Raw genomic sequence first — 22,467 nt, forward strand, 5'->3', positions numbered from 1 at the left:
ACCAAGATGTTACTGCAATCATTTGAATTTAACCTAACAAAAAGCCAAATGAGATGCTGATCTGTTCTACAATCGCTTCGATCTAAAACCCTTTATGCTGCGTATAGGGTAGAAGAAAACTGAGCCTTAAGTTCTCGAGCCGAGAACTTAGACCAAGTATTGTGATCACGTCATCAGAGGTAAACCCAATGGAACTGCGGATTTTTTACGATGGTAATTGTCCATTATGTAGCGCCGAAATGCGTCAACTGAAAGCACGCGATCCCAAGAACTTAATTGCGCTAGAGGATTTAAATGCACCCGACTTTAGCGAGCGTTTCAGCCATATCGATAAGGACCTTGCTAATACCATTCTCCATGGCGAAACCGCAACGGGCGAAGTGTTACTCGGGTTAGATGTCACTTGTAAAGCGTGGGCGCTCACATGCACACGCGCTTGGATCCAGCTATTACGTTTGCCTGTGATCAAACCCATTGCTGATTGGTGCTACCTCAGATTCGCAAAGCACAGATACCGCATCTCCTATTTACTGACGGGCAAAGCCCGCTGCGATGATAACTGCCAAATTCCCACTAAGCGCCGCTGATCGACTGAATTAGCTTGAGAAAGTGTAAAATGTAGGCATAAAAAAACGGAGCGCAATGGCTCCGTTATTCATTCGTCACAATCTAAAAAGATTATTTAACGAAATCAACGCCTAGTTTGATATCGCCTTTCAGCGTATCTAACATAGAATCACGGGCGTTAGCTTCAAATGCACTCACTTCACCGTAAGGCAGTACTTTTTCGATACCGTTTTTGCCTAATAGCACAGGTTGTGCGAAGAATTCAGCGTGTTCGCTGCCACCATCAACGTAGGCACATTCAACGACATTCGCTTCGCCTTGCAGACCACGAACCAGAGACATACCGAAACGGCAAGCCGCTTGGCCCATAGACAGAGTCGCGCTTCCGCCACCGGCTTTAGCTTCAACCACTTCAGTACCCGCGTTTTGAATGCGTTTAGTTAAAGAAGCGATTTCTTCATCGGAGAAAGTCACGCCTTCAACTTGAGACAGTAATGGCAGAATGGTCACACCGCTGTGGCCGCCGATCACGTTGATTTTAACGTCAGCAACGTTTAAGCCTTTTAATTCAGCGATGAAAGTTTCAGAACGGATAACGTCCAGAGTGGTCACACCGAATAGACGGTTCTTATCGTAAACACCTGCTTTTTTCATCACTTCAGCAGCGATAGCAACTGTCGTATTCACTGGGTTAGTAATGATACCAACAAGTGCTTTTGGACAAGTCGCAGCCACTTTTTCAATCAGATTGCGAACAATGCCCGCGTTGATATTGAACAGATCTGAACGATCCATACCAGGCTTACGTGCAACACCTGCAGAAATGAGTACAACGTCAGCGCCCACGAGGGCAGGCGTTGGATCTTCACCAGCAAAACCTTTGATCTCAACCGCAGTTGGAATATGGCTCAAGTCAACCGCAACACCCGGAGTCACCGGTGCGATATCGTATAGAGACAGTTTAGAACCCGCAGGCAATTGAGTTTTTAACAGTAGGGCAAGAGCCTGGCCGATACCACCAGCAGCACCAAGTACAGCAACTTTCATAGTTATCTCCGTTATTTCTCGGATATGTGTGACATGGATCTAGTTTCCGTTGGCGTCACATTACTGGAATGTCACAACAATTTCAATTATCCCTTAGTCGTGGGAGAAAAGAATTACGGAATAAAGTAGAACAATCACTCTATTCTATGCATTAAAGTGCGAAACATAAGCATAACCCCACTTAACAAGTGAATTTTTATTCAACCAATCTGGTTATTTGTTGACAATTTTTCTAAAAATATTCAAAATGGGCCTGTTTTTTTGAATAACGAATAATAACATTATGCAAACGACCAAGAATCAGGATGACCTTGTTAGAATTTTTAAGTCGATTTTAAAAGAAGAGCGCTTTGGCTCTCAAAGTGAAATCGTCGCCGCCTTGCAAGCAGAAGGCTTTGGCAACATCAACCAATCAAAAGTATCGCGGATGCTCAGCAAGTTCGGTGCTGTGCGGACTCGTAACGCTAAGCAAGAAATGGTGTATTGCTTACCAGCCGAGTTAGGTGTCCCCACTGCGGGAAGCCCCTTAAAGAATTTGGTACTCGATGTTGACCACAACCAAGCTATGATAGTTGTACGTACCAGTCCGGGTGCTGCACAGTTAATTGCTCGTTTATTGGATTCAATCGGTAAACCTGAAGGGATTTTGGGGACGATTGCTGGTGATGACACTATCTTTATTTGTCCATCGAGTATCCAAGATATCGCCGATACCTTAGAAACGATCAAATCTTTATTCAATTATGCAGAATAAAAAAACAGGTCAGTTCGCTGACCTGTTTTATTTTACCTGTGCATTTTTAAGTACATAACGGTGCAGTTATATGTCTACTGTCCCTATTACGTTACACATTCCAGCACAGTATCTAACTCACCATCGTCATATCAATAAGCCACACTGATGCGTTGGTTTGGGTGAGTGCCCTTTTCAGCCTCATCTAGCATGGCTTTGGCGTAATCAGTGACCGAAATACGGCTTTGACCATTGGCATCGGTAAAAAAACTGTCGCCACCAACACGATAGGGGCCCTCACTCTCTCCTGGGTAAATCTCAGCGGCAGGGCTAACAAATGTCCAATTGACCGTTGTATTGGCTTCTCTAAACACCTTTAATGCTTCAACCGCCGCTAATGCTTCGCTCTTGTAAGCTTCGGGAAAATCAGGGGTTGATACTAAAGTTACACCCGGTGCGACTTCTAAACTCCCTGCACCACCCACCCATAATAAACGCGGCACTTTGGCCTTAGGCAATATTGCTAATAAATGAGTGGCTGTTCCCGCCACTATTTCGTGGTTTTGTGCGGCACGGCCACCGATCGCGGCGATCACGACATCCTGATTGGTAAAGCTATCAGTAACAAGTGGCTGATTTAAATCCACGGTACGCACTGCCGCATTCGTTGTTGGTAATTTGCTTGGATCACGAACCAGTGCGGTGACTTCATGCCCTCGGCTTAGTGCTTCTTTTAAAATTGCACCACCAATCCAACCTGTTGCACCTAAAATTGCGATTTTCATTTTGTTACCTTATTCAGATGGTTTACATTGGATTCAGTTTACTTGGGATATTTCACGTGATAAATATCGATAAATGAGCAAGATTGTTTCAGATTGGGATACTAATATGGATAAGATTGCCGCAATACGCAGTTTTGTCGAGGTGGCAAACTGTGGAAGCTTTACTAAGGCCGCCCAACACCTCGACCTAAGTCGACTACAGGTTTCGCGTCATATTCAAGAAATTGAGCAATGGCTCAATTTACGCTTATTACACCGAACGACCCGTAGCGTAAGCCTAACGCTACAGGGGGAAGAGACCTTGCAGTATTGCCAGCGCTTGCTCAGTGAAGTTGCCGCAATGGAGAGCCGTGCACATAGTCATAATACTGAACTTGTTGGAAGCATCAGAATCGCAACCCCCATAGGGCTGGGGCAGCACAGCTTATTCGACGTGGTCGATCGCTTTATTAAACTTCATCCTAAGGTCAATATCCAACTGGCGATGTCGGACAGTTTTGCCCAATTGGTCGATGAACGGGTTGATGTGGCACTGCGATACACCGAACAGCCCGATGAGAATTTGATTGCGCGGCGTTTAATGATGATAGATGCAGTGGTTTGCGCTGCACCAACTTATCTTGCTAATACAAGCCCCTTAAACGAACCGATTGATTTACTAACACATAATTGCCTTGTCCACACGGCGCAGCACAGTTGGCATTTTCTAAAAGAAAAACAAAGTGAAGTCATCAAAGTCACTGGTAACCTCAAAGCCAACGATATGGGGGTATTGGTTAGCGCAGCACTGAGGGGGCACGGCATTGTACGTCTCCCCTGTGACTTGGCCAATCAGTACCTTGCCAGTGGCCAACTTCAGGAAGTTTTACCCGACTTTACGGCTCCAGGCCAAACTCTATGGGCCGTCTATTTATCCCGAAGTTATCAGCAGATGTTAGTCAGAGCGTTTATCGATTTCACCGCTCAGCAATGGCAACTCGATATCAAGAAATGGACACCCGCCAATCTGATTTAAACATAAAAAACGCACTTAATGCTTGAGCATCAGTGCGTTTTATTCGTATTTGCTTAAATCGCGTGAGAAGGCTTATTCGTCAAACTGCAGCATAAAGTCTAATGCGGGCGCGAAGAAAGACGAGCCTGTCATCGCCTTAGTAAAGTGCATTAAGTGATCGTGGTTTCCCTCACCATCACCAAACATCATGCTATGCAGCATTTGTTCAAAATGATTCGGTGTACGACAGTTAGAAATAAACATTAAACCTTGCTGCTTGAGCGAGCCATAGGGCATGCTTTGACGCAGAATTTCCATGGACTGACCATCGTTATATTTAAGATTCACACGTTTGATATGACTCGTTAGCGGCTTGTCTTCCGATTCATATTCAATATTATCTTGCTTAGTACGCCCGATAATATCTTCTTGTTTTTTAACCGGTAATCGATTCCATTTACTCAGATTATGGGCATATTTTTGCACATGAATATAGCTGCCGCCCTTAAACTCAAGATCTTCATCTCCTACAAGTGCCACTTCCTGACGGTGACGACCTTTGGGATTTTCAGTACCGTCAACAAACCCTGTCAAATCGCGGCTATCCATAAATCTAAAACCGCGTTCTTCTTCGACTAATTCCACTAAATCTTCAAACATTTGACTAATTTCGTTGGCAACCAAATGCAAAATATCGTAACGGTCACAGCGAATATGCACGAATAAATCGTATTCGATTGCAGGCGCTTCACGGCTTCCAACTTGCATCGCAGGAAAAGGTTTGAGCATTGCTGGACGCGAATCTGGATATAGGCTATCCCAATAGTTAGCGCCAATAGCCACAAAGCCATTGAATGCACTATCGGAATACTGATCTGTCAGCTCATAAATATACTGCGCGACGTTGGCAATACAGGGACGTAATTGAGACTCAACATTATCATTCGCAGTAAACATCAAATAAATACTATGTAAGTTCCCCTCTGCACACACACCCAACTGTTCACGTGGCATATTTTGGATATCCATCTGGTTATGACCCTTTTTATAAATTCATTTTCGGCAATATTATCCGCAACTTTACCCAAAAATGACATTAAGTAACGCACAGTTTGCTCTGATCTGTTTATGATAATGCCAATAGCGGAGCATTATCCCCCAAGACCCTTAAACATAAAAATTGACGAGACCATTAAAGTCTCGCCAATCAGTTTAATCGAATCAATGAAGTCAGGTTCACTCAGTGTTGAGTTTACCTTAGCATTTATATTAGTGTTAATAGCCTGCGGCGTGACCATCCTTGCGACTCTCAGATGCCGCACGATATACACCCGTTTCGGCATTAAATCCAATGGCTTGATAGCCGCCAAAATCACCAAGACTATCACGCAACACATGGCCTTTCTTAATTAACTCACGGCGGGTTTCTACCGGGAAACCTGATTCCAGACTGACATAACCACCATCATGCATGACTTCACCCGTTGGCTCAGTGGAGCCAGAATGTAAAATTCTGGGAGCATCGCCCGCTTCTTGCAAGTTCATTTTAAAATCAATGAGATTGACTAATATTTGAGCATGCATTTGTGGCTGGGTTGCGCCGCCCATCACACCAAAACTCAGCCAAGGCTTCCCATCTTTAGTCACAAAAGCGGGAATAATGGTTTGGAATGGCCTCTTACCAGGGGCGTATGAATTAAAACGCCCCTCTGTTAAATCAAACATTTGCCCACGATCCTGCAATACAAAACCAAGATCTGGTGGTGTCATCCCAGAGCCCATACCACGGTAATTACTCTGAATGAGTGACACCATATTGCCATCTTTGTCGGCGGTAGTTAGATAAACCGTATCACCATGTTGTAATGCTGGATTTCCAGCATCAACGCTTTTAGCGGCTTTATTAGGATTGATTAACTTAGCGCGATCATAGTTATATTTCTGTGAGATAAGCTCTGTAACGGGGACTTTGTTAAAAGCCATATCTGCATAAAACTTCGCCCTGTCGGCAAAGGCGAGTTTTTTAGCCTCAACAAATAAATGTACGTATTCAGAACTATTAAAGCCCATAGCAGCAACATTAAAGGGCTCCATCGTTTTAAGGATTTGCAGCGCAGCAATACCCTGTCCATTGGGCGGCAATTCCCACACATCGTAACCTCGGTAATTGACCGAAACTGGATCAACCCATTCACTCGTATGACTCGCTAAATCATCATAACTTAAATAGCCACCTTGAGATTTCATATACTTATCTATACTTTTAGCGATATCCCCTTTATAAAAAGCATCGCGCCCATCCTTGGCAATTTTTTCATAAGTATTAGCAAGCGCAGGATTTTTAAAGATTTCCCCTACGGCTGGCATTTTGCCATTTGGCATATAGGTTTCTTTAAAACCGGGGAATTGAGCGAGCTTTTTACCGCTGCCCTCAAGGTAATAGGCAATCAACTCGGAGACAGGGAAACCTTCGCGGGCATAACGAATCGCTGGCGCTAAGTTATCGGCCATTGGTAACTTGCCGAACTTACCGTGCAGTTCGAACCATCCATCCACCGCGCCGGGAACGGATACGGGTAGCGGCCCCAAAGGAGGCAAGTAATCTAATCCGAGGGATTTTAGCTTCTCTAGCGTTAAGGATTTGGGGCTGCGACCAGAGGCATTAAGACCATAGAGACGTTTATCTTTCGCACTCCACACAATTGCAAATAAATCACCACCTACACCGGAACCTGTCGGTTCAACTAACCCTAGCATCGCATTGGCGGCAATAGCCGCATCAACAGCACTACCGCCTTGTTTAAGAATATCGATCGCAACCTGTGTCGCTAAGGGTTGGCTTGTGGCTGCCATTCCTTGGGTAGCATACACTTCTGAACGAGTTGCAAAAGCTTTACCTGTGATCCTGTCCATAGCCATCACTCCTGATGAAGATACCGCAGTTGCAACTATGATGAGGGTACAAATTGAATTTATTATTTTTAGCATAAGTCCTCCGAAACCGGAGGTTTAAAGTAACAAGGATGGTTGAAAATATCATCATCCAATACTGCGTAGACCCAAGTTAAACGTAAGCAAAAATGTCTTACTTTCATTGGCTATGTGGTATCAGCATCCAATAAATACTCATTGCTTAAATTGGGTTCCCACATTTTAAATATGCTTAAGATTCGAATAGCACTAATGAATGCGGTTCTGTCGTCAACCCTACTTTTTGGCCAATGGTAAGTTGCATCATTTGGCTACGAACCTCCACATAATAGGCATGGGACGCTTCTTCAACCTTCACCCAATAATGGCAAAAAGTGCCTAAGAAACGTCGCTCCGTAATAGTGCCAACACCCTGTTCATCTGCTGATAATGTCAATTGCTGCGGTCTCAAGAAGATCTGTCCACGATACTCATTCGGAAATGGTAAAGGTGTAAGACTGGTTAAATGCCCTATTGGTGTTGTAACTCTGTGCCCATCGACTACTGAAGCAGGTAAATAATTGCCACTCCCCAAAAAGTCAGCCACATAACGGCTATTTGGCGTGGCATACACAGCCTCTGCACTGCCATATTGCACGATAACCCCTTGATTAAATATGGCTAAAGTATCAGCAAACACAAATGCCTCATCCTTACTGTGAGTAACAAATACCGCACTGACATTACGTTGTTTTAAGATGCTGCGAATTTCAGCCATCATCTCGTAGCGCACTTGAGCGTCGATATTGGAAAAGGGTTCATCAAGCAGCAATAACTGCGGCTCATAGGCCAGCGCACGAGCAATCGAAACTCGCTGCTGCTGACCACCCGATAATTCATGCGGATAGCGTTTTGCTAAACCATCAAGTTTAACCAGACTTAACATGTCATCTAAACGTGATTGACGCTGAGCCCCTGATAACTTAGGTACACCGAATAAGATATTTTCTGCTACGGTCAAATGCGGAAAAAGTGCATAGTCTTGGAAAATCATACCAATGCCACGTTGCTCACTAGGCACAAATGTCTTTTGACCACTCACGAGCTTGCCATTAATCAAAATCTCGCCTTGACTGATCGCCTGCAATCCAGCGACAGCCCTTAGCAAAGTCGTTTTTCCACAGCCACTAGGCCCTAACAGTGCAAGAATTTCTCCTTGAGCAAGATCTAAACTTAAGCCTTTGAGCACTTGCTGGCCCTGATAATCACTATGAACTTGGTGAAGGGTGAGCGTACGAGTCATCCGCTGTGTTGCTCCAAAGAACGATTTAAATAAATGAGAGGCACTAAGCCCACGATGACAATCACAATAGCAGCTAGAGCGCCATGTTCCAGTTTTTCATCGGACACAAACTGAAAGACATGAGTTGCAAGATTTTCAAACCCAATCGGCCTTAGCAGCAAAGCGGCTGGCAGTTCCTTCATGCTTTCGATAAAAACCAACAACGCCGCGGCAAAAATCCCCTTTGAGAGCAAGGGTAAATGTACTCGACTGAGTAGTCTTATTGGACTCTGTCCCATTGTTAAACTCACCATATCTAATGATGGTGAGATGCGCTTGTAGCTACTTTCAATGCTCCCGATTGCGATGGCAATAAAACGCACGCAAAAAGCAAAAATCAAAGCCACTACACTGCCCGTGAGTAGGAGTCCAGGACCTTTGACACCGATATACTCAGCCAGATCGTTAATTCCAAAATCGAGCAAAGTTAACGGCACTAATACTCCGATAGCTAACACAGTACCGGGCAAGGCATAGCCTGTTGATGCTAAACGTGAAGGTAATGTATCACTGCGCCTTGGGCTGATACGACGCACAAACATCAAGAACAAAGCTATCAAACAACAGAGTATGCTGGTGACTAACGCAAGACTAAGGCTATTAAGACTCAATTGCCAAAAACTTGAATCCCAACTTTTTCCAAAATAACCAATAGCATAGGATACTAAAATCCCAAAAGGTAATAAGAACGATAGTAAGAGTACTGTTCCACAAAAAATGAGTGCATACACAGTTTGTTTAGTGGTAAGTCGATATAAATCAGTAGTCTGAATACGTGACTGTTTTTGAAATAGCTGCTGTTTACGGCGCGCAAATCGCTCGACTCCAATGAGCATAAAGATCACCAGTAAAATAATGGCTGACAATTTCGCCGCAGCAGTCAGATTACCGTAGCCGAGCCATGTATCGTATACCGCAGTAGTTAAAGTGGGCACAGCAAAATAGCTTACAGTCGCAAAATCTGCCGCGGTTTCCATCGCGACCAAAGCAACTCCCACGGCGATTGCGGGTCTTGCCATTGGCAAAGAGAGGCGCCAAAAGCTCTGCCATGAAGAACAGCCCATAATACGAGAGGCATGGGCTAAGCTTAGGGACTGCTCCATAAAAGCGGTGCGCGCTAAAAGATAAATATAAGGAAAAAGTACGAGCGACAGCATACAAGCTGCACCGCCTAAGGAACGAATATCAGGAAAAAAGTATTCTTGAGATGAACGCCAATCAAAGAGTAAGCGCAGCCCTCGCTGAACAGGCCCTGCATAGTCGAGTAAATCGGTATATACATAAGCAACAATATAGGCAGGCATAGCCAAAGGCAGTAACAGCGCCCACTGCAAATAACGCCTTCCAATAAATTCGCAGCGAGCCACCAACCAAGCGCAGGGTAAAGCGAGTAAAAGCGCACCCACACTCACCCAAAAAATCAGTAATAAGCTGTTGATGATATAAGTGGGTAACACAGTTGCCATTAAGTGGTCAAACACTGCCTCATCGGGCTGAAATGCTTGAAATATTAAGGCAAAAAGAGGCAATACGAGTAATGCTGCCACGGCATAACCAGCAAGCGACCAGCTTCTGGCTAATCCTAAAATCATGTCAATCCTTAAAAAGTCACAGCGCCAATAAATGGCGCTGGCTTTAATATTAATGCAATGCTTTTAATAACAAGCAACTACAAATCAAACTGTACTTCATCTAACAACTTCACCGCGGCTTGATGATATTCAGCAAGTTTGAAAATAGGCAGTTGATCAACCTTAAACTCTCCCCAAGAAGCCACAAGCGGTGATGGTGCTACATTGGCTTTGACTGGATATTCCATGTTTACATCAGCATAGGCTTTTTGCGCGATATCGGCCGATAAAAACTCCATTAATTTAATCGCGTTTTCTTTATTAGGCGCATGGCGTGTTAATACCATACCTGAAACATTCACATGGGCGCCGCGATTGGCTTGGTTTGGAAAATTAATCACGACAGCTTCCGCTACAGTTTTTTGCTCAGGATCCTGCAACATATTGCCATAGTAATAGCTATTGCCTATCGCAACATCACACAATCCCTCTTTAACAGCGGCAATTTGGCCTCTATCGTTACCCTGTGGCTTACGTGCTAAATTAGTTTTCACACCTTGCAGCCAAGTTTTTGCTTCAGCCTCACCATGATGCGCAATCATTGATGCCACTAACGCAATGTTATATGGATGTTTACCGCTTCGAGTACAAATTTTTCCTTTGTACTTAGGGTCGGCAAGTTCCTCATAGGTTAATTGCTGCGGACCAGCACGATCCTTTGCTGTGTATAGGTTTCTGACTCGCATAGTCAAAGCATACCATTGACCATCAGGATCACGATATTGTGCGGGGATATTGCTTTCGAGTGTGGGCGTTTTAACGGGAGAAGTGAGATCTTTTTCGACTAATTCAACTAGGCGAGAAAAATCAGAGGTCAATACTAAATCAGCAGGAGATAAGCGGCCTTCACGGGCAATGCGCTCTGCAATACCATCTTTCGCAAATACGACATTCACGCCAATGCCAGTTTCCTCAGTAAAACGCGCAAGGATTGGCTCCACTAAAAATGCTTGGCGATAAGAGTAAACCGTTAGTTTTTCATCCGCAAACGCTGATTGCCCAACGGAAATTAACCCAACTAACGCAGCATAAGTTACCAATTTCATTATCTATTTCTCCCCAATATTGTGATATCACTCGCCAGTATTTTTATGCACTTTAATGATAATAGTTATCACTTATTCCAGAGTAATAGATAGTCAACCACAGAGCAATAGCAAGTTTAACTTTTTGTTTTTAATAGATTTAACCTTAAAACTGGCGATTATCTCAAATCAAACTAAACTGAACCTTAATTTGTCAAAATCCATGGGGAACAAATATGTTGACCATACTCCTGCTAGTCGTAGCAACACTGATGTTATTTGGATTAAGCACACTCAAGAGCCGTAAAAAACAGCGAAAATACCGCAGTAAAACGACATCTTATACGGCAGAAAAAGTACCTATAATCCAAGAGCACCGTTTTCATAGTGTTAGCATAGTAAGCAATGGCAGTGGTTGTGAAAAAGTGAATGCGCTATCAGGAAAACGTTTTTTATCCAAAGAAGCCCCTGAACTGCCGATGGAAGAATGCACCCAAGCAAGTTGTCAGTGTCGTTATCAACACCATCAAGATAGGCGTCAAGTTGGCCATGATCGTCGAGTGGATTACGGTGTCACTCGGGAGTTATACGGCGCTTTTGGTGAGCAAAATCGCCGTGACAATCCAAGGGGAAGGCGCGTAACTGATTGCTAAGCCTTTTCAAACTAGTGAGGACGAGTTTCAACGAATGCAGGTAAATCTCGCATGTCACTAAACCAAAGTGCCGTAGCGGGTGCAACTTTTCGCCAATCAAGCTCTGGATGTCTAAAGTCCATATAATCAAGTAGGCAAATTAAGGCTAACTGTGGCGCTTGCACTGTAGCTTGGGTGATTACACTTTGATGCTCCATCTGCATTAAACCGCGGAGCAACGCCTGTTCAAATCGCGATGTCCAAAAGACTGATCTCAAACCTTCATCTTCACGCATTTGCTCTTGACGTAATTTTACCGCGCTATCGATCAATCCTTTTATCATAGAGAACTGGCACTGCAATACCCAATGACTATTGGGCACACCAAACATATGTTGTTCACCAAGTTCAGCATCCAAATAACGCATAATCACTTCGCTATCATACAGAGGTATACCATCATTCGTGATAAGACACGGGATTTGGCCTAGTGGATTGGCATCAAGCAACTCAGCGGTATTCTCAAAGGGGTTTACAGTAACTTCTTCAATATCCTTAATATTTAAATAACGAATTAGCGTTCTAACGCAGCGGGCATAGGGGGATGCCTGAGAGCACAGCAACTTCATCAAAAATATCCTTCTCTTGTTGGAATCATCATTTACCTTACCAAAATACTTTTAATACTAGTTAAATCAGTATGTTGAAATCACTTGTAAATAGCGACATTACCAGTATTTTTCAACGGTAATTTGTCCAGGCGCACGGCGTAAATTCTTAGTAAGACCTTTATCAAGTAGAACAGACTGAGCACCGCTAATCATGCCAGGATTACCACAGATCATCACCTGAGAATCGTTCATACTCAAGGTTAACCCTACTTGATGCTCTATTTCTCCTGAAGCTAAACCTTCTGGAATGCGACATTGCAATGCACCATCCACAGCTTCGCGAGTCACGCATAAGCACAGAATAAATTGGTTTGGATACTGCTGTTCATAGCTGCGTAATTTGTCGAGATACGCTAAATCTTTTGCCTCTCTCACCCCGTACACAAGCACAATCTTTTCAAAACGCTGCCAAGGTTCCGCGGTATCCAACATCGAAAGAAATGGGCCAACCGCAGTTCCTGTCGCTAAAAACCATAAATGCTTTCCTTGACCCTCCCCCTTAGGAATTTCATCTAAGGTCATAAAACCCGTTGCTGTCGAGCTAATATCAATCTCATCGCCTATGGTTAAGTGTTGTAATTGAGGCGATAATTGTCCTTCTTCTACCGCGACCGCAAGTACTTCTGCATAGGGTTTATCGGGCGAGTTTACGAGCGAGTATGCTCTAGCGACACGTTTTTCGTCTTGTACTTGGCTAAGTTTAATAAACTGACCGGGAATAAATGGTGTCAGTGCTGCAGCAATGCGCAGTGAGAATAATTTATCATTCCAATCAATACGTTCAATAATTCTTCCTCTAATCCACATAAGCCATCCTCAAGTAAAATCTTGAACAGATCTCTAGCATATACCCAAGTTACCTCAAGATGCGAATTTCAGGAATAGGGGGATTTAAACAACACTATGATTCGCTGTTAATAAAAAACCCCTTGTAATAAAGGGGTTTAGGGTAAGTTAAATGCAGAAGCTATTGGCATTATGTGGCAGCAGTCTGACTGTTATCGTTTTTCTTATTAAAGCTATCTCTAAAAGCTTGTAAACCCTCTTGTACCAGAGAATAAGTTTTATCAACGCCATCAGCAATATCGCCTTGCAGCACTTTAAGACCTGATAAAATCTCTCTTGCATCCTTAAAACCACTATCTATAGCGCCACCAATAATGGTCATGAAACTATCGAGCTGTTCATCGAAACTCATTCTTGAGTTCTGCTGCTGGTGGATACTAAAAAACTGCGTTGCAAAGCTAACAATGCGATCGGCCGTCGCCTCTGGCGAAGTGTCAACGCCATTGTCATAAGCCGTTTGAATGGCATTCTCACCCATGCTCGGTGCTAACTCTTTGTTTATCGCCTCGATTGCTGCGCGATAGAGTAAGACCATAGACTTATCACCAGCCTTGATATTCACATCCTGCTGTGCGGATAAAATGGCCTGATTCATCAGATTTTTACTTGTCTGTTGTGCCGTGAGCTTAGAGGGGGCTGCTGCCGCTTTAGATTCACTCGCCTCGTTATCTTTAGGGACATTTTTATGGGGCAAAGATGTGCTCTGCTGAGTCGGAGCGGATTTATTGATTTCCATGGTAGCTATCCATTCAATTCGGGTCGACCTAATTATCGACCAAAATTTGAACAACTTTAGTAATTTTTAAAATTACACTATTATCAAGCCGTAACGCTATGATAAAACCAATATAAATTGGTGGTTATTTTTAAAAGTACCTATTCAACCAATCACTAAAATGCTTATCTAAATCGATAAAAAGGATGTAATGCAATGGCAGCATGTCATGACATCAATCAGTTTAATTTTCAAGTAGTAGTGAGTTTGACAAATCGTCGTTTCATCCCTTATCTGTCACCCATTAAGCTATTAACTGGTTTTTTGTTATTGCTCTGCTTTGCTGCGTCTTCCATAAATCAAGCCGTAGCAGATACGAGATTGATCGTCCTAGTAAGACATGCTGAAAAGATTAACCTGCAGATTGATGATCCCCAGTTATCTCCTCAAGGAGAAATGCGAGCCGTAGCCCTTATTACTGCCTTAAATCGTACACCACTATCTCAACTTATTGCCACGCAGTATCAACGCACGCAACAAACGCTGTCTCCCATGAGTAAAGTACGTCATTTACCCGTAACTATAGTGCCTGCTCAAAAACCTATCGAAGAGCATATCCAACAAATCGTTGAACAAGTCTATGCGGTAAAGGGGAATTCATTAATTGTCGGGCACTCCAATACTATCCCTCTTATTATCAAAGCATTGGGTGGACCCGAGATCAGCGCCATCAATGAAGATGATTACAGCCAACTTTTTTTGCTTTCCATCGGTGATAGTCAAGCTGCAAGTCTAATTGCGACACGTTATGGACAAGAATAAAGGATCACAAAATGAGTGAACAACATTGGTTTATGTGGGGGCTAGATCTGTTTTCTGGATTATTTTTAATCCTAATAGGATTCGGTGTACTTGCCCTTTTCTACATGTATATCGTCGATAAGATGCAAACAAAACAAGCCATCAGACACAACTATCCCGTGATAGGCCGTTTTAGATACTTATTTGAAAAACAAGGAGAATTTTTTAGACAATACTTCTTTGCCCAAGATAGAGAAGAACTGCCTTTTAACCGTGCTGAACGAAGCTGGGTATACCGCGCCGCGAAGAATGTGGATAGAACAATTGCCTTTGGTTCGACTCGCCCCTTGGATAATGCTGGCACAATTATGTTTATGAACACAGCCTTCCCTACCCAAGATGAAGATATCACGCCAATTTACCCTGTCACTATCGGCCCTCACTGCAGAGAACCATATACCACTCAAGCCATTTGCCATATTTCAGCGATGAGTTATGGTGCCCTCTCACGACCCGCAATTACCGCACTATCACACGGAGCTGCACTCGCGGGTTGTTGGTTAAACACTGGTGAAGGTGGTCTAAGTCCCTATCACCTCAAGGGTGGCTGTGATCTTGTTTTTCAAATCGGTACAGCAAAATATGGCGTACGTAATGAACATGGTCACTTAGACGATGCAAAACTCAAATCCATTGCCGCCCATCCAGAAGTTAAAATGTTTGAAATCAAAATGAGCCAAGGAGCAAAGCCTGGTAAAGGCGGCATACTGCCGGGCATAAAAGTCACCGAAGAAATTGCCCATATTCGCGGTATTCCTCAAGGATTGGATTCCATTAGCCCCAATGGTCATATCGAATTTAAATCCGTGGGCGATATTTTGGACATGATCGCCAGAGTGCGTGAGGTAACAGGTAAACCCACAGGAATTAAAGCCGTACTCGGTGATGTTCAATGGCTGGAAGACTTTTGTAATGAAATTGAGCGCCGAGGTGAAGATTCCGCCCCTGATTTTTTTACCTTAGACAGTGCTGACGGGGGAACTGGTGCAGCACCACAGTCTTTGATGGACTATGTAGGTTTACCGCTTAAAGAAAGTTTGCCGATATTAGTTGATATTTTGATCCAACGGGGTTTGCGGAAACGAGTAAAAATTATCGCATCCGGTAAATTGATCGTGCCGTCAAAAGTCGCTTGGGCATTAGCACTAGGTGCCGATTTTATTGCCTCTGCTCGCGGTAATATGTTCGCCCTTGGATGCATTCAAGCTTTACAATGTAACAAAGATACCTGTCCAACAGGAATAACGACTCACAATAAAAAGCTACAACAAGGCCTAAACCCAAGGGATAAATCTACGCGTGTCGCCAACTATAACCGCAACCTACATCACGACCTTGGTTTGATTGCTCACTCCTGCGGCGTGAAAGAACCAAGGCAGCTTAAACCTTCCCACGTTAGGATAGTGCTAGACAGTGGTCTGTCTGTTTCCCTTGATAAATACTATTCCCACATGGATCAGTAAGAAAAGTCGCCAAAATTTCATGCTTATACAACTTTCGACTACACTAGGTAAGTGGAGTATATTTGAATGCGTATCACAAAAGGGGTAAGATCCGTGAGGTATGGCATAATTAAAATGCTAAATCGGCATCACACAATTGAGGAAACACTTTGAAATCAAGCTTTGGAAGTCAACTGCCCGCCAGTAAAACTGTAAGCACGAGCTGTAAGAGCTGTAATCGCTTGACCGAAATCGAAGGCGAGCTTGTGTGTTTTCGTGAAGGGCAGATTATTAGACTCACCCTTATAGATGAATCGACAACTAAATTAAATTTGTTATGCGAAGGCTGGAAAGGGGGAAAACTGAAGGGAATGTTGTAAATCGTTTCCCTATCTTCCCCTGCAGTTGTATCAACAGCGATATCTAATGCATCCCTATTGATTCTCTATGAGAGATGTTCATATCTCGGATCACGCCGACGAGAGGTATTTCTTCATTCATTTTGGCCAGCGTAAGACGTCTTGTCGTGACTTTTAGCCCTGCACTGAGTTCTGCATGAATACGTTGTAGTGAATCATAATCCACACCACGTTTTTTTAAGGTCGCCATAATTGCAAACCAATCAGTGGCGACTTTCTCTTCTTTGCCTTCAATATTGACTCTAAGTGAAATATTCTCCATGCCACACCTCTACCGATTGATTGATGGCTCTTGAGTATAGAGATCTGAAGCTGAATAAAGACTGAACTGTATTGTGCAATTAAACATCCACAGGGGCTTGTGATTGCTCATTTTGTATTCGCCACAATTTCGCGTATAACCCTCCCATATCCAGCAAAGAAGCATGATTACCTTGCTCAACTATCTTACCTTGGCTCAATACAACAATTTGATCGGCATCCACAATTGTCGAAAGTCTATGGGCAACCACTAAGCTAGTATGCCCTTTAGCCACCTCACGTAGCGCCGATAAAATAGCCTGCTCAGAACGACTGTCCAGTGATGAGGTTGCCTCATCAAACACTAGCACCGGCGATCCCTTAAGAATGGCTCTGGCGATAGCGACTCGTTGCTTTTCTCCGCCAGATAACTTTAAGCCGCGCTCACCCACTTTAGTATCCCAACCTTGGGAAAGTGAAGCGATAAACTGTTCTAAGTGTGCGAGTTTAATGGCATTTCGGACTTCATCATCACTCGCGCTAGGGCGACCATAACGAATATTCTCAACTAAGGAATCGTTAAAAAGTACAGTGTCCTGCGGTACAATCGCGATCGCACGCCGTAGTGCATCTTGAGTCAAATGACGAATATCTTGACCATCGATCTTAATCGCGCCTTGATCAACATCATAGAAACGAAAAAGGAGTTTAATCAGTGTCGATTTACCTGCTCCACTATCACCAACAACCGCAACTTTTTTACCCGCAGCGACCTTAAAACTCACATCCCGCAGAATAGGTCTATCATCATAGCTAAAGTTGACGTTCTCAAAAGAAAGCTCACCTTTTGATGGCTGAAAATCGAGGGCATTTGGTGAGTCGATGATCTTAGGATATTTATCAAGCAGGCTAAACATACGTTCAATATTAGCTAAGGCACCCCTGATTTCACGATAAACAAAACCGAGAAAATTTAATGGCATAAAGAGTTGCATCATAAACGCGTTAATTAATACAAAATCACCCAATGTCATTTCGCCATAGGTGACACGATAAGCCGCTAGCGCCATCATGGCCGTCATCGCTAATGCAATAATTAAAGCCTGCCCTCCATTTAGGGCAAAGAGCGATAAACGGTTTTTTCGCTTCGCCACTTCCCATTGGTCCAGAGCTTGATCATATCGCTCAGACTCATATTTCTCATTATTGAAGTACTTTACAGTTTCGTAGTTCAGTAAACTATCTATAGCCCTTGTGTTGGATAGCGAATCAGCTTTAGCGGCATCACGCACATATTCGGTGCGCCATTCAGTCGCAATAACGGAAAAAAGGATATAAGCCAGTACAGAGAAAAAAGTAATTGATGCAAAGGCGACACCGTAATTAAAGAAGAAAATACCAATCACCATGGCAATTTCGAGTAAGGTTGGCACGATATTGAATACCATAAAGCGCATTAAAAAACTCACACCACTCGTGCCGCGCTCAATATCCCGTGATAAGCCCCCCGTTCTTCGCTCTAAGTGAAAATCTAAATCTAGCCGATGCAAATGATCAAATACCGCTAACCCCAAACGTCGGATAGCTCGTTCAGTGACTCGACCAAATAGCGTATCGCGTATTTCCCCAGTAATAACAGTCAATAAACGCACCGCACCGTAAGCAAGCACTAGGCCAACAGGAACACTTAATGCCTGTATTGTTTTATCGTCATCTAAAGTATCGACTAACTGTTTAAGGATAAATGGTAATGCGACACTGGCCAGTTTTGCGACGACAAGACAAGACATAGCCAAGGTAATACGACCTTTATATTCAAGCAAATAGGGCCAAAGTAACTTGAGGACATGCCAGTTTAGCTTATCTATTGGACCTTCAAAATATGATGTTGGACGCATATGACTTAACCTTAAATGAGTTAGGCCAATTGTAACAGCAGATATCAACATTGGGTGAAATCAAACCGACAAAGCTTGAACAAAATCAATCAGATTTATCTGACAGACAATCAGAATTGGGGCAGATAGACTCGTTAATCGTAATGTCATTCCTACGACTTATAAGAGACATACCATGTAAAAATTTATCAACAGCACCCATGAACACATTTAACTCACAAAGAATAAACTTATCGATATGCAACCCCCTAAAATAAGCGTTATTAGTGAGATTTATAGTGTTGATTATTTTTCAAGATTTACCCAAAATGCCATTGGGGTTGGTGATGAAAAGCCACAAAATTTGCTAATCTCAAGACGCTAGATAGAACGGTATAAGCGCAACTGACTTATATCTGGCGGTAATATTAAGATAACTCAATTAAATCAAGATCAAAGGAAGCTTTATGTTGGATTCCGCTAAAGTTCAATACCCGCCATTACCACTGATCCAAACTTGGGTGTGGATGATGATAGAATCAGGCAATCCAGAAATTCAGGACAAAGGTCGAAACAACCTGATTGCCGCCTTTGGTAGCTTAGCCAAAGCAAACGAATATTTAGCCGAAATAAGCAATAAATCATAAAAATAAAGGCGCTGAAAAGCGCCTTTATTTTGCTTACTGACCGACTTTTAGGCCTTGCGACGCTCAATCACACTTTGGGCTAATACAGCCAACAAACGCTCAGTGTCATCCCAACCAATACAGGCATCGGTAATGCTTTGGCCGTAGCATAAATCTTGCCCATCAACGAGATCCTGACGCCCTTCCACTAAATGACTCTCGACCATAACGCCAAAAATAGCTTTATTGCCTGCGGCAACTTGGTCAGCCACATCTTGAGCGACTACCATTTGGCGCTGATACTGTTTACTACTATTAGCATGACTAAAGTCGATCATCACATTATCGGGTAATTTGGCTTTTTGTAGCTGCTCACTTATCTGTGCGACATGGGGCGCACTGTAGTTAGGTTCGCGTCCACCACGCAAAATAATATGGCAATCGGGATTCCCCTTAGTTGACACAATCGCAGAATGACCAAACTTGGTGACAGAAAGAAAATGGTGTGGTGCATTTGCAGCACCAATCGCATCAATAGCGACTTTAATCGTACCATCAGTGCCATTTTTAAACCCGACAGGACACGAAAGCCCCGATGCCAACTCTCGATGTACCTGTGACTCAGTTGTACGCGCACCAATGGCTCCCCAACACATTAAGTCGGCCATATATTGTGGCGTGATCATATCAAGGAACTCTCCCGCCGTTGGCATACCACTATCATTTAAATCCACTAATAATTTTCGGGCGGTACGCAGTCCATCATTCAGTTTAAAACTGTTATCCATATAAGGATCGTTGATCAACCCCTTCCAACCCACAGTCGTTCTTGGCTTTTCAAAATACACTCGCATCACAATCTCAAGTTGATCTTTATAATGCTCGCGCAGAGAAACAAGACGCTGACCATATTCCAATGCGGCTTTAGGATCATGGATAGAGCAAGGGCCGATTACCACTAAAAGGCGATCATCATTTTTCGCTAAAATATGGTGAATACTTTGACGGGCATTAAATACAGTGGCAGAGGCTTTTTCGGAAGCAGGAAATCGTTCAAGAATCGCAATGGGAGGAAGTAATTCTTTGATTTCTTTAATGCGAACGTCATCGTTTTGGTAATGCATAATTTACTGCTCCAACTCTGGTGTCTTAGGCTATTTCTATCGCTGCAATACGGGATCTCAACGGCAATACTGAGTTCAATTTATCCAGTCTGAAGCGCTAATGCAACCAAGTTGTTTCTATTTCAAAAAATCAAATATAACTTATTGTTTTAATATATTTTTAAAAACTATAAATTCAAATATGCAGCAGAAATCACAGTCATTCTTAGTAAAATCGAATACAGCCGTGGATCTGCATTTGAGATGGGCTTAGGTATCAACTATCCTCCGCAGCTATTTAGGTCGGCCGTTAATGATGTTTCATTGCTTCAAGTTTAGCTTGATAACGATATCTTTCAGTAGCACTACGGCTGAGTACCATGGCTCTTTCCATATTGAGCTGAGCACGTTTTTTATCCCCTAAAGCCCAATAGGTTTGCGAGATACCGAAGAAAAACTCATGGCGATAATCGGCCCGCTCAAGCGCCCTTTGATACCAGCTCAATGCTTGGTTATATTGTTTTTCATCAAATGCTTGTTGTGCCATATCATAGTAATAATAGGGATTACGGATACGGGAAAGTTCGAGCACTTTATGGATCTTAGCCCATTCATCTAATCGACCTTGATCCCCTAAAATCACCGCTAGATTATAGAGTGTTGTCATATTTTGCGCATCGAACCTTAACGCGTACCGATATACCTGCTCTGCACGCTTCTCATCCCCTTTATGGCGATAAATAACGGCTAAGGTATTGAGCGCCGGAATAAACTGCCCCGCCTTTACACCTGCTTTTACCAAGGCATAGGCACGATCTAAGTTACCATTGACTAGAGATTCCGCAGCCATGTTATTGTAAAACATAGTGATCAATGTTTGCCGACTGATTTGTGTCTTGGCATAGCCTCGTAGGGCACGCTCCGGCATAAAATCAACGAGAATGGCATGGGATGACATATAAACCGTATGCCTAGTACCAGAGGGCAACAAACGTAAATTAACGTGACCATTAATTAAATAGAAATCCCCCTGCTTATCCCACATAGGCTCAATGGCGATATCTTGAAATTCGGTTTCAATATTCAAAATATCCGCTAAGGCAGAGGTCATGACAACAAGTGACATACAATTACCGGCCCTTTGGAGATAAGTTTCATATGCCACTTGCGTCAAGTTATCTTGATAACGAAAATTGCTCTCAGCCCCAGTTTGATTTGCACTGATGTACCTTACTAACCATTCGTTTGCAGCAATAGCACTATTTAAAGATAAAGCATTTCTATCATAGGTACGTTTAATATCACTGACGACTTCAGGGGGTAAATAGAAAATATCCTTAATTGAGGGAATGTCAGTCACAGGGGTAAAGAGTAAGTCTGCAAACAAAGACTCTACCTCATCCGTCTTAGGCGTAGTCACAGTCGTACAGGCACATAATTGGACAAGTGCAACGCCTAAAAAAGCAGTTAAATAGACAGCTCGGAATAGTTTCGACATACGTCCTCCCACACCATTAGCGCTTATTTGAGCTTATAACAAATGGCAGAAAAAACGTTATAAAATAGTTACAAAAAATGAATTCGGCTCAAGCCCTAAATAAGAATACTCCCCTAATTCATTGTGAAAGATAACCATTTTTAGCATGGTGAAGTTAAAACCCTTATCCTCTAGGGGGATCAACTTTTATATATAATTCCCTTTGCTGATAATGATAGGGTCGATACGCGCTCTCACCACAGGAGAAATGGCGATAGGGCTTTATCACAGCAACACAACCAATGGGCAAAGCCTCTAAGATTTGGATCTGCTCCTGTCGACGAAGCGATTCTTGCCATTCAAAATCTTTAAGCACTTGATCGCGGACAGCAAAAGCGTCGAAAGGCTCACTCGAACGGGTAACAACCACTTCCCCAGCCACTACAGGCATAGCCAACAATATATTAATGGCGATAAGACTTAGTAAGCCAGAACGCCGCACAGTATTTGCAATCAAGTTCATC

At 43.1% G+C, this 22,467-nt stretch carries 23 protein-coding genes; 8 read left to right on the forward strand and 15 right to left on the reverse strand.

Going from position 1 to position 22,467, the window contains the following annotated elements:
• The first annotated feature begins 188 nt into the window (after positions 1–188).
• Positions 189–587: a thiol-disulfide oxidoreductase DCC family protein gene (locus tag MZ182_RS17135; RefSeq protein WP_248066604.1), complete on the forward strand. Its 399-nt coding sequence runs from the start codon at positions 189–191 to the stop codon at positions 585–587.
• 91 nt (positions 588–678) lie between these two features.
• Here MZ182_RS17135 and mdh read toward each other — a convergent pair whose 3' ends face one another.
• Positions 679–1,614, reverse strand: coding sequence for a malate dehydrogenase (gene mdh / locus MZ182_RS17140; RefSeq protein WP_248066602.1), 936 nt, complete (start codon positions 1,612–1,614; stop codon positions 679–681).
• A 283-nt stretch (positions 1,615–1,897) separates the two neighbouring features.
• On the opposite strand from mdh, the gene argR reads away from it, so the two are divergent.
• The gene (gene argR / locus MZ182_RS17145; protein WP_011788102.1) at positions 1,898–2,368 is read left to right on the forward strand and encodes a transcriptional regulator ArgR; all 471 of its coding nucleotides are present in this window, start codon (positions 1,898–1,900) and stop codon (positions 2,366–2,368) included.
• A 131-nt stretch (positions 2,369–2,499) separates the two neighbouring features.
• Here argR and MZ182_RS17150 read toward each other — a convergent pair whose 3' ends face one another.
• Complete coding sequence (locus MZ182_RS17150; protein WP_248066599.1) at positions 2,500–3,132, reverse strand: NAD(P)-dependent oxidoreductase; 633 nt, start codon at positions 3,130–3,132, stop codon at positions 2,500–2,502.
• A gap of 106 nt (positions 3,133–3,238) precedes the next feature.
• On the opposite strand from MZ182_RS17150, the gene MZ182_RS17155 reads away from it, so the two are divergent.
• Positions 3,239–4,147: a LysR family transcriptional regulator gene (locus MZ182_RS17155; RefSeq protein ID WP_248066596.1), complete on the forward strand. Its 909-nt coding sequence runs from the start codon at positions 3,239–3,241 to the stop codon at positions 4,145–4,147.
• Between the two features lie 72 nt (positions 4,148–4,219).
• Here the strand turns inward: MZ182_RS17155 and MZ182_RS17160 are convergent, their stop codons facing one another.
• From MZ182_RS17160 to MZ182_RS17180, 5 genes are all read right to left on the reverse strand, one after another.
• Positions 4,220–5,155, reverse strand: coding sequence for a Dyp-type peroxidase (locus MZ182_RS17160; RefSeq protein ID WP_011788099.1), 936 nt, complete (start codon positions 5,153–5,155; stop codon positions 4,220–4,222).
• 246 nt (positions 5,156–5,401) lie between these two features.
• On the reverse strand, positions 5,402–7,114 hold the full coding sequence (ggt, locus tag MZ182_RS17165; RefSeq protein WP_248066593.1) for a gamma-glutamyltransferase: 1,713 nt from the start codon (positions 7,112–7,114) through the stop codon (positions 5,402–5,404).
• 175 nt (positions 7,115–7,289) lie between these two features.
• Complete coding sequence (locus MZ182_RS17170; protein WP_014611328.1) at positions 7,290–8,339, reverse strand: ABC transporter ATP-binding protein; 1,050 nt, start codon at positions 8,337–8,339, stop codon at positions 7,290–7,292.
• The gene (locus MZ182_RS17175; RefSeq protein ID WP_248066591.1) at positions 8,336–9,970 is read right to left on the reverse strand and encodes an ABC transporter permease; all 1,635 of its coding nucleotides are present in this window, start codon (positions 9,968–9,970) and stop codon (positions 8,336–8,338) included. The genes MZ182_RS17170 and MZ182_RS17175 overlap by 4 nt, the downstream gene beginning before the upstream one ends.
• A gap of 77 nt (positions 9,971–10,047) precedes the next feature.
• Positions 10,048–11,055 (reverse strand): Fe(3+) ABC transporter substrate-binding protein, encoded by a 1,008-nt coding sequence (locus tag MZ182_RS17180; protein WP_025007525.1) that lies wholly within the window; start codon positions 11,053–11,055, stop codon positions 10,048–10,050.
• Between the two features lie 215 nt (positions 11,056–11,270).
• Between MZ182_RS17180 and MZ182_RS17185 the strand changes: the two genes are divergently transcribed.
• On the forward strand, positions 11,271–11,687 hold the full coding sequence (locus tag MZ182_RS17185) for a hypothetical protein (RefSeq protein ID WP_011788094.1): 417 nt from the start codon (positions 11,271–11,273) through the stop codon (positions 11,685–11,687).
• An 11-nt stretch (positions 11,688–11,698) separates the two neighbouring features.
• Here the strand turns inward: MZ182_RS17185 and MZ182_RS17190 are convergent, their stop codons facing one another.
• From MZ182_RS17190 to MZ182_RS17200, 3 genes are all read right to left on the reverse strand, one after another.
• Positions 11,699–12,295, reverse strand: coding sequence for a glutathione S-transferase N-terminal domain-containing protein (locus MZ182_RS17190; protein ID WP_011788093.1), 597 nt, complete (start codon positions 12,293–12,295; stop codon positions 11,699–11,701).
• Positions 12,296–12,394: 99 nt separating this feature from the next.
• On the reverse strand, positions 12,395–13,144 hold the full coding sequence (locus tag MZ182_RS17195; RefSeq protein ID WP_025007523.1) for a ferredoxin--NADP reductase: 750 nt from the start codon (positions 13,142–13,144) through the stop codon (positions 12,395–12,397).
• A gap of 169 nt (positions 13,145–13,313) precedes the next feature.
• On the reverse strand, positions 13,314–13,919 hold the full coding sequence (locus MZ182_RS17200) for a DUF5610 domain-containing protein (protein WP_011788091.1): 606 nt from the start codon (positions 13,917–13,919) through the stop codon (positions 13,314–13,316).
• A gap of 195 nt (positions 13,920–14,114) precedes the next feature.
• On the opposite strand from MZ182_RS17200, the gene MZ182_RS17205 reads away from it, so the two are divergent.
• From MZ182_RS17205 to MZ182_RS17215, 3 genes are all read left to right on the forward strand, one after another.
• A complete protein-coding gene (locus tag MZ182_RS17205; protein ID WP_011919959.1) occupies positions 14,115–14,720 on the forward strand; it encodes a histidine phosphatase family protein in 606 nt (201 codons plus the stop codon).
• An 11-nt stretch (positions 14,721–14,731) separates the two neighbouring features.
• Positions 14,732–16,222, forward strand: coding sequence for an FMN-binding glutamate synthase family protein (locus MZ182_RS17210; RefSeq protein WP_011788089.1), 1,491 nt, complete (start codon positions 14,732–14,734; stop codon positions 16,220–16,222).
• A gap of 149 nt (positions 16,223–16,371) precedes the next feature.
• Positions 16,372–16,581, forward strand: a complete 210-nt coding sequence (locus MZ182_RS17215) for a hypothetical protein (RefSeq protein ID WP_011788088.1) — start codon at positions 16,372–16,374, stop codon at positions 16,579–16,581.
• 43 nt (positions 16,582–16,624) lie between these two features.
• On the opposite strand, the gene MZ182_RS17220 is transcribed toward MZ182_RS17215, so the two are convergent.
• Entirely contained in the window at positions 16,625–16,882 is a 258-nt protein-coding gene (locus tag MZ182_RS17220; RefSeq protein ID WP_011788087.1) for a hypothetical protein, read from the reverse strand.
• A 79-nt stretch (positions 16,883–16,961) separates the two neighbouring features.
• The gene (locus MZ182_RS17225; protein WP_248066589.1) at positions 16,962–18,758 is read right to left on the reverse strand and encodes an ABCB family ABC transporter ATP-binding protein/permease; all 1,797 of its coding nucleotides are present in this window, start codon (positions 18,756–18,758) and stop codon (positions 16,962–16,964) included.
• A gap of 446 nt (positions 18,759–19,204) precedes the next feature.
• Between MZ182_RS17225 and MZ182_RS17230 the strand changes: the two genes are divergently transcribed.
• The gene (locus tag MZ182_RS17230; protein WP_011788085.1) at positions 19,205–19,384 is read left to right on the forward strand and encodes a hypothetical protein; all 180 of its coding nucleotides are present in this window, start codon (positions 19,205–19,207) and stop codon (positions 19,382–19,384) included.
• A 47-nt stretch (positions 19,385–19,431) separates the two neighbouring features.
• Here the strand turns inward: MZ182_RS17230 and aroG are convergent, their stop codons facing one another.
• The 3 genes from aroG to MZ182_RS17245 all read right to left on the reverse strand — a co-directional run bounded on the left by aroG (position 19,432) and on the right by MZ182_RS17245 (position 22,466).
• Entirely contained in the window at positions 19,432–20,487 is a 1,056-nt protein-coding gene (gene aroG, locus MZ182_RS17235; protein WP_061783124.1) for a 3-deoxy-7-phosphoheptulonate synthase AroG, read from the reverse strand.
• A 289-nt stretch (positions 20,488–20,776) separates the two neighbouring features.
• The gene (locus MZ182_RS17240; RefSeq protein WP_248066587.1) at positions 20,777–21,964 is read right to left on the reverse strand and encodes a tetratricopeptide repeat protein; all 1,188 of its coding nucleotides are present in this window, start codon (positions 21,962–21,964) and stop codon (positions 20,777–20,779) included.
• A gap of 163 nt (positions 21,965–22,127) precedes the next feature.
• The gene (locus tag MZ182_RS17245; protein ID WP_248066585.1) at positions 22,128–22,466 is read right to left on the reverse strand and encodes a hypothetical protein; all 339 of its coding nucleotides are present in this window, start codon (positions 22,464–22,466) and stop codon (positions 22,128–22,130) included.
• Position 22,467 lies beyond the last annotated feature (1 nt).

It is taken from the genome of Shewanella sp. JNE2 (assembly GCF_023159115.1).
Classification (GTDB): domain Bacteria; phylum Pseudomonadota; class Gammaproteobacteria; order Enterobacterales; family Shewanellaceae; genus Shewanella; species Shewanella putrefaciens.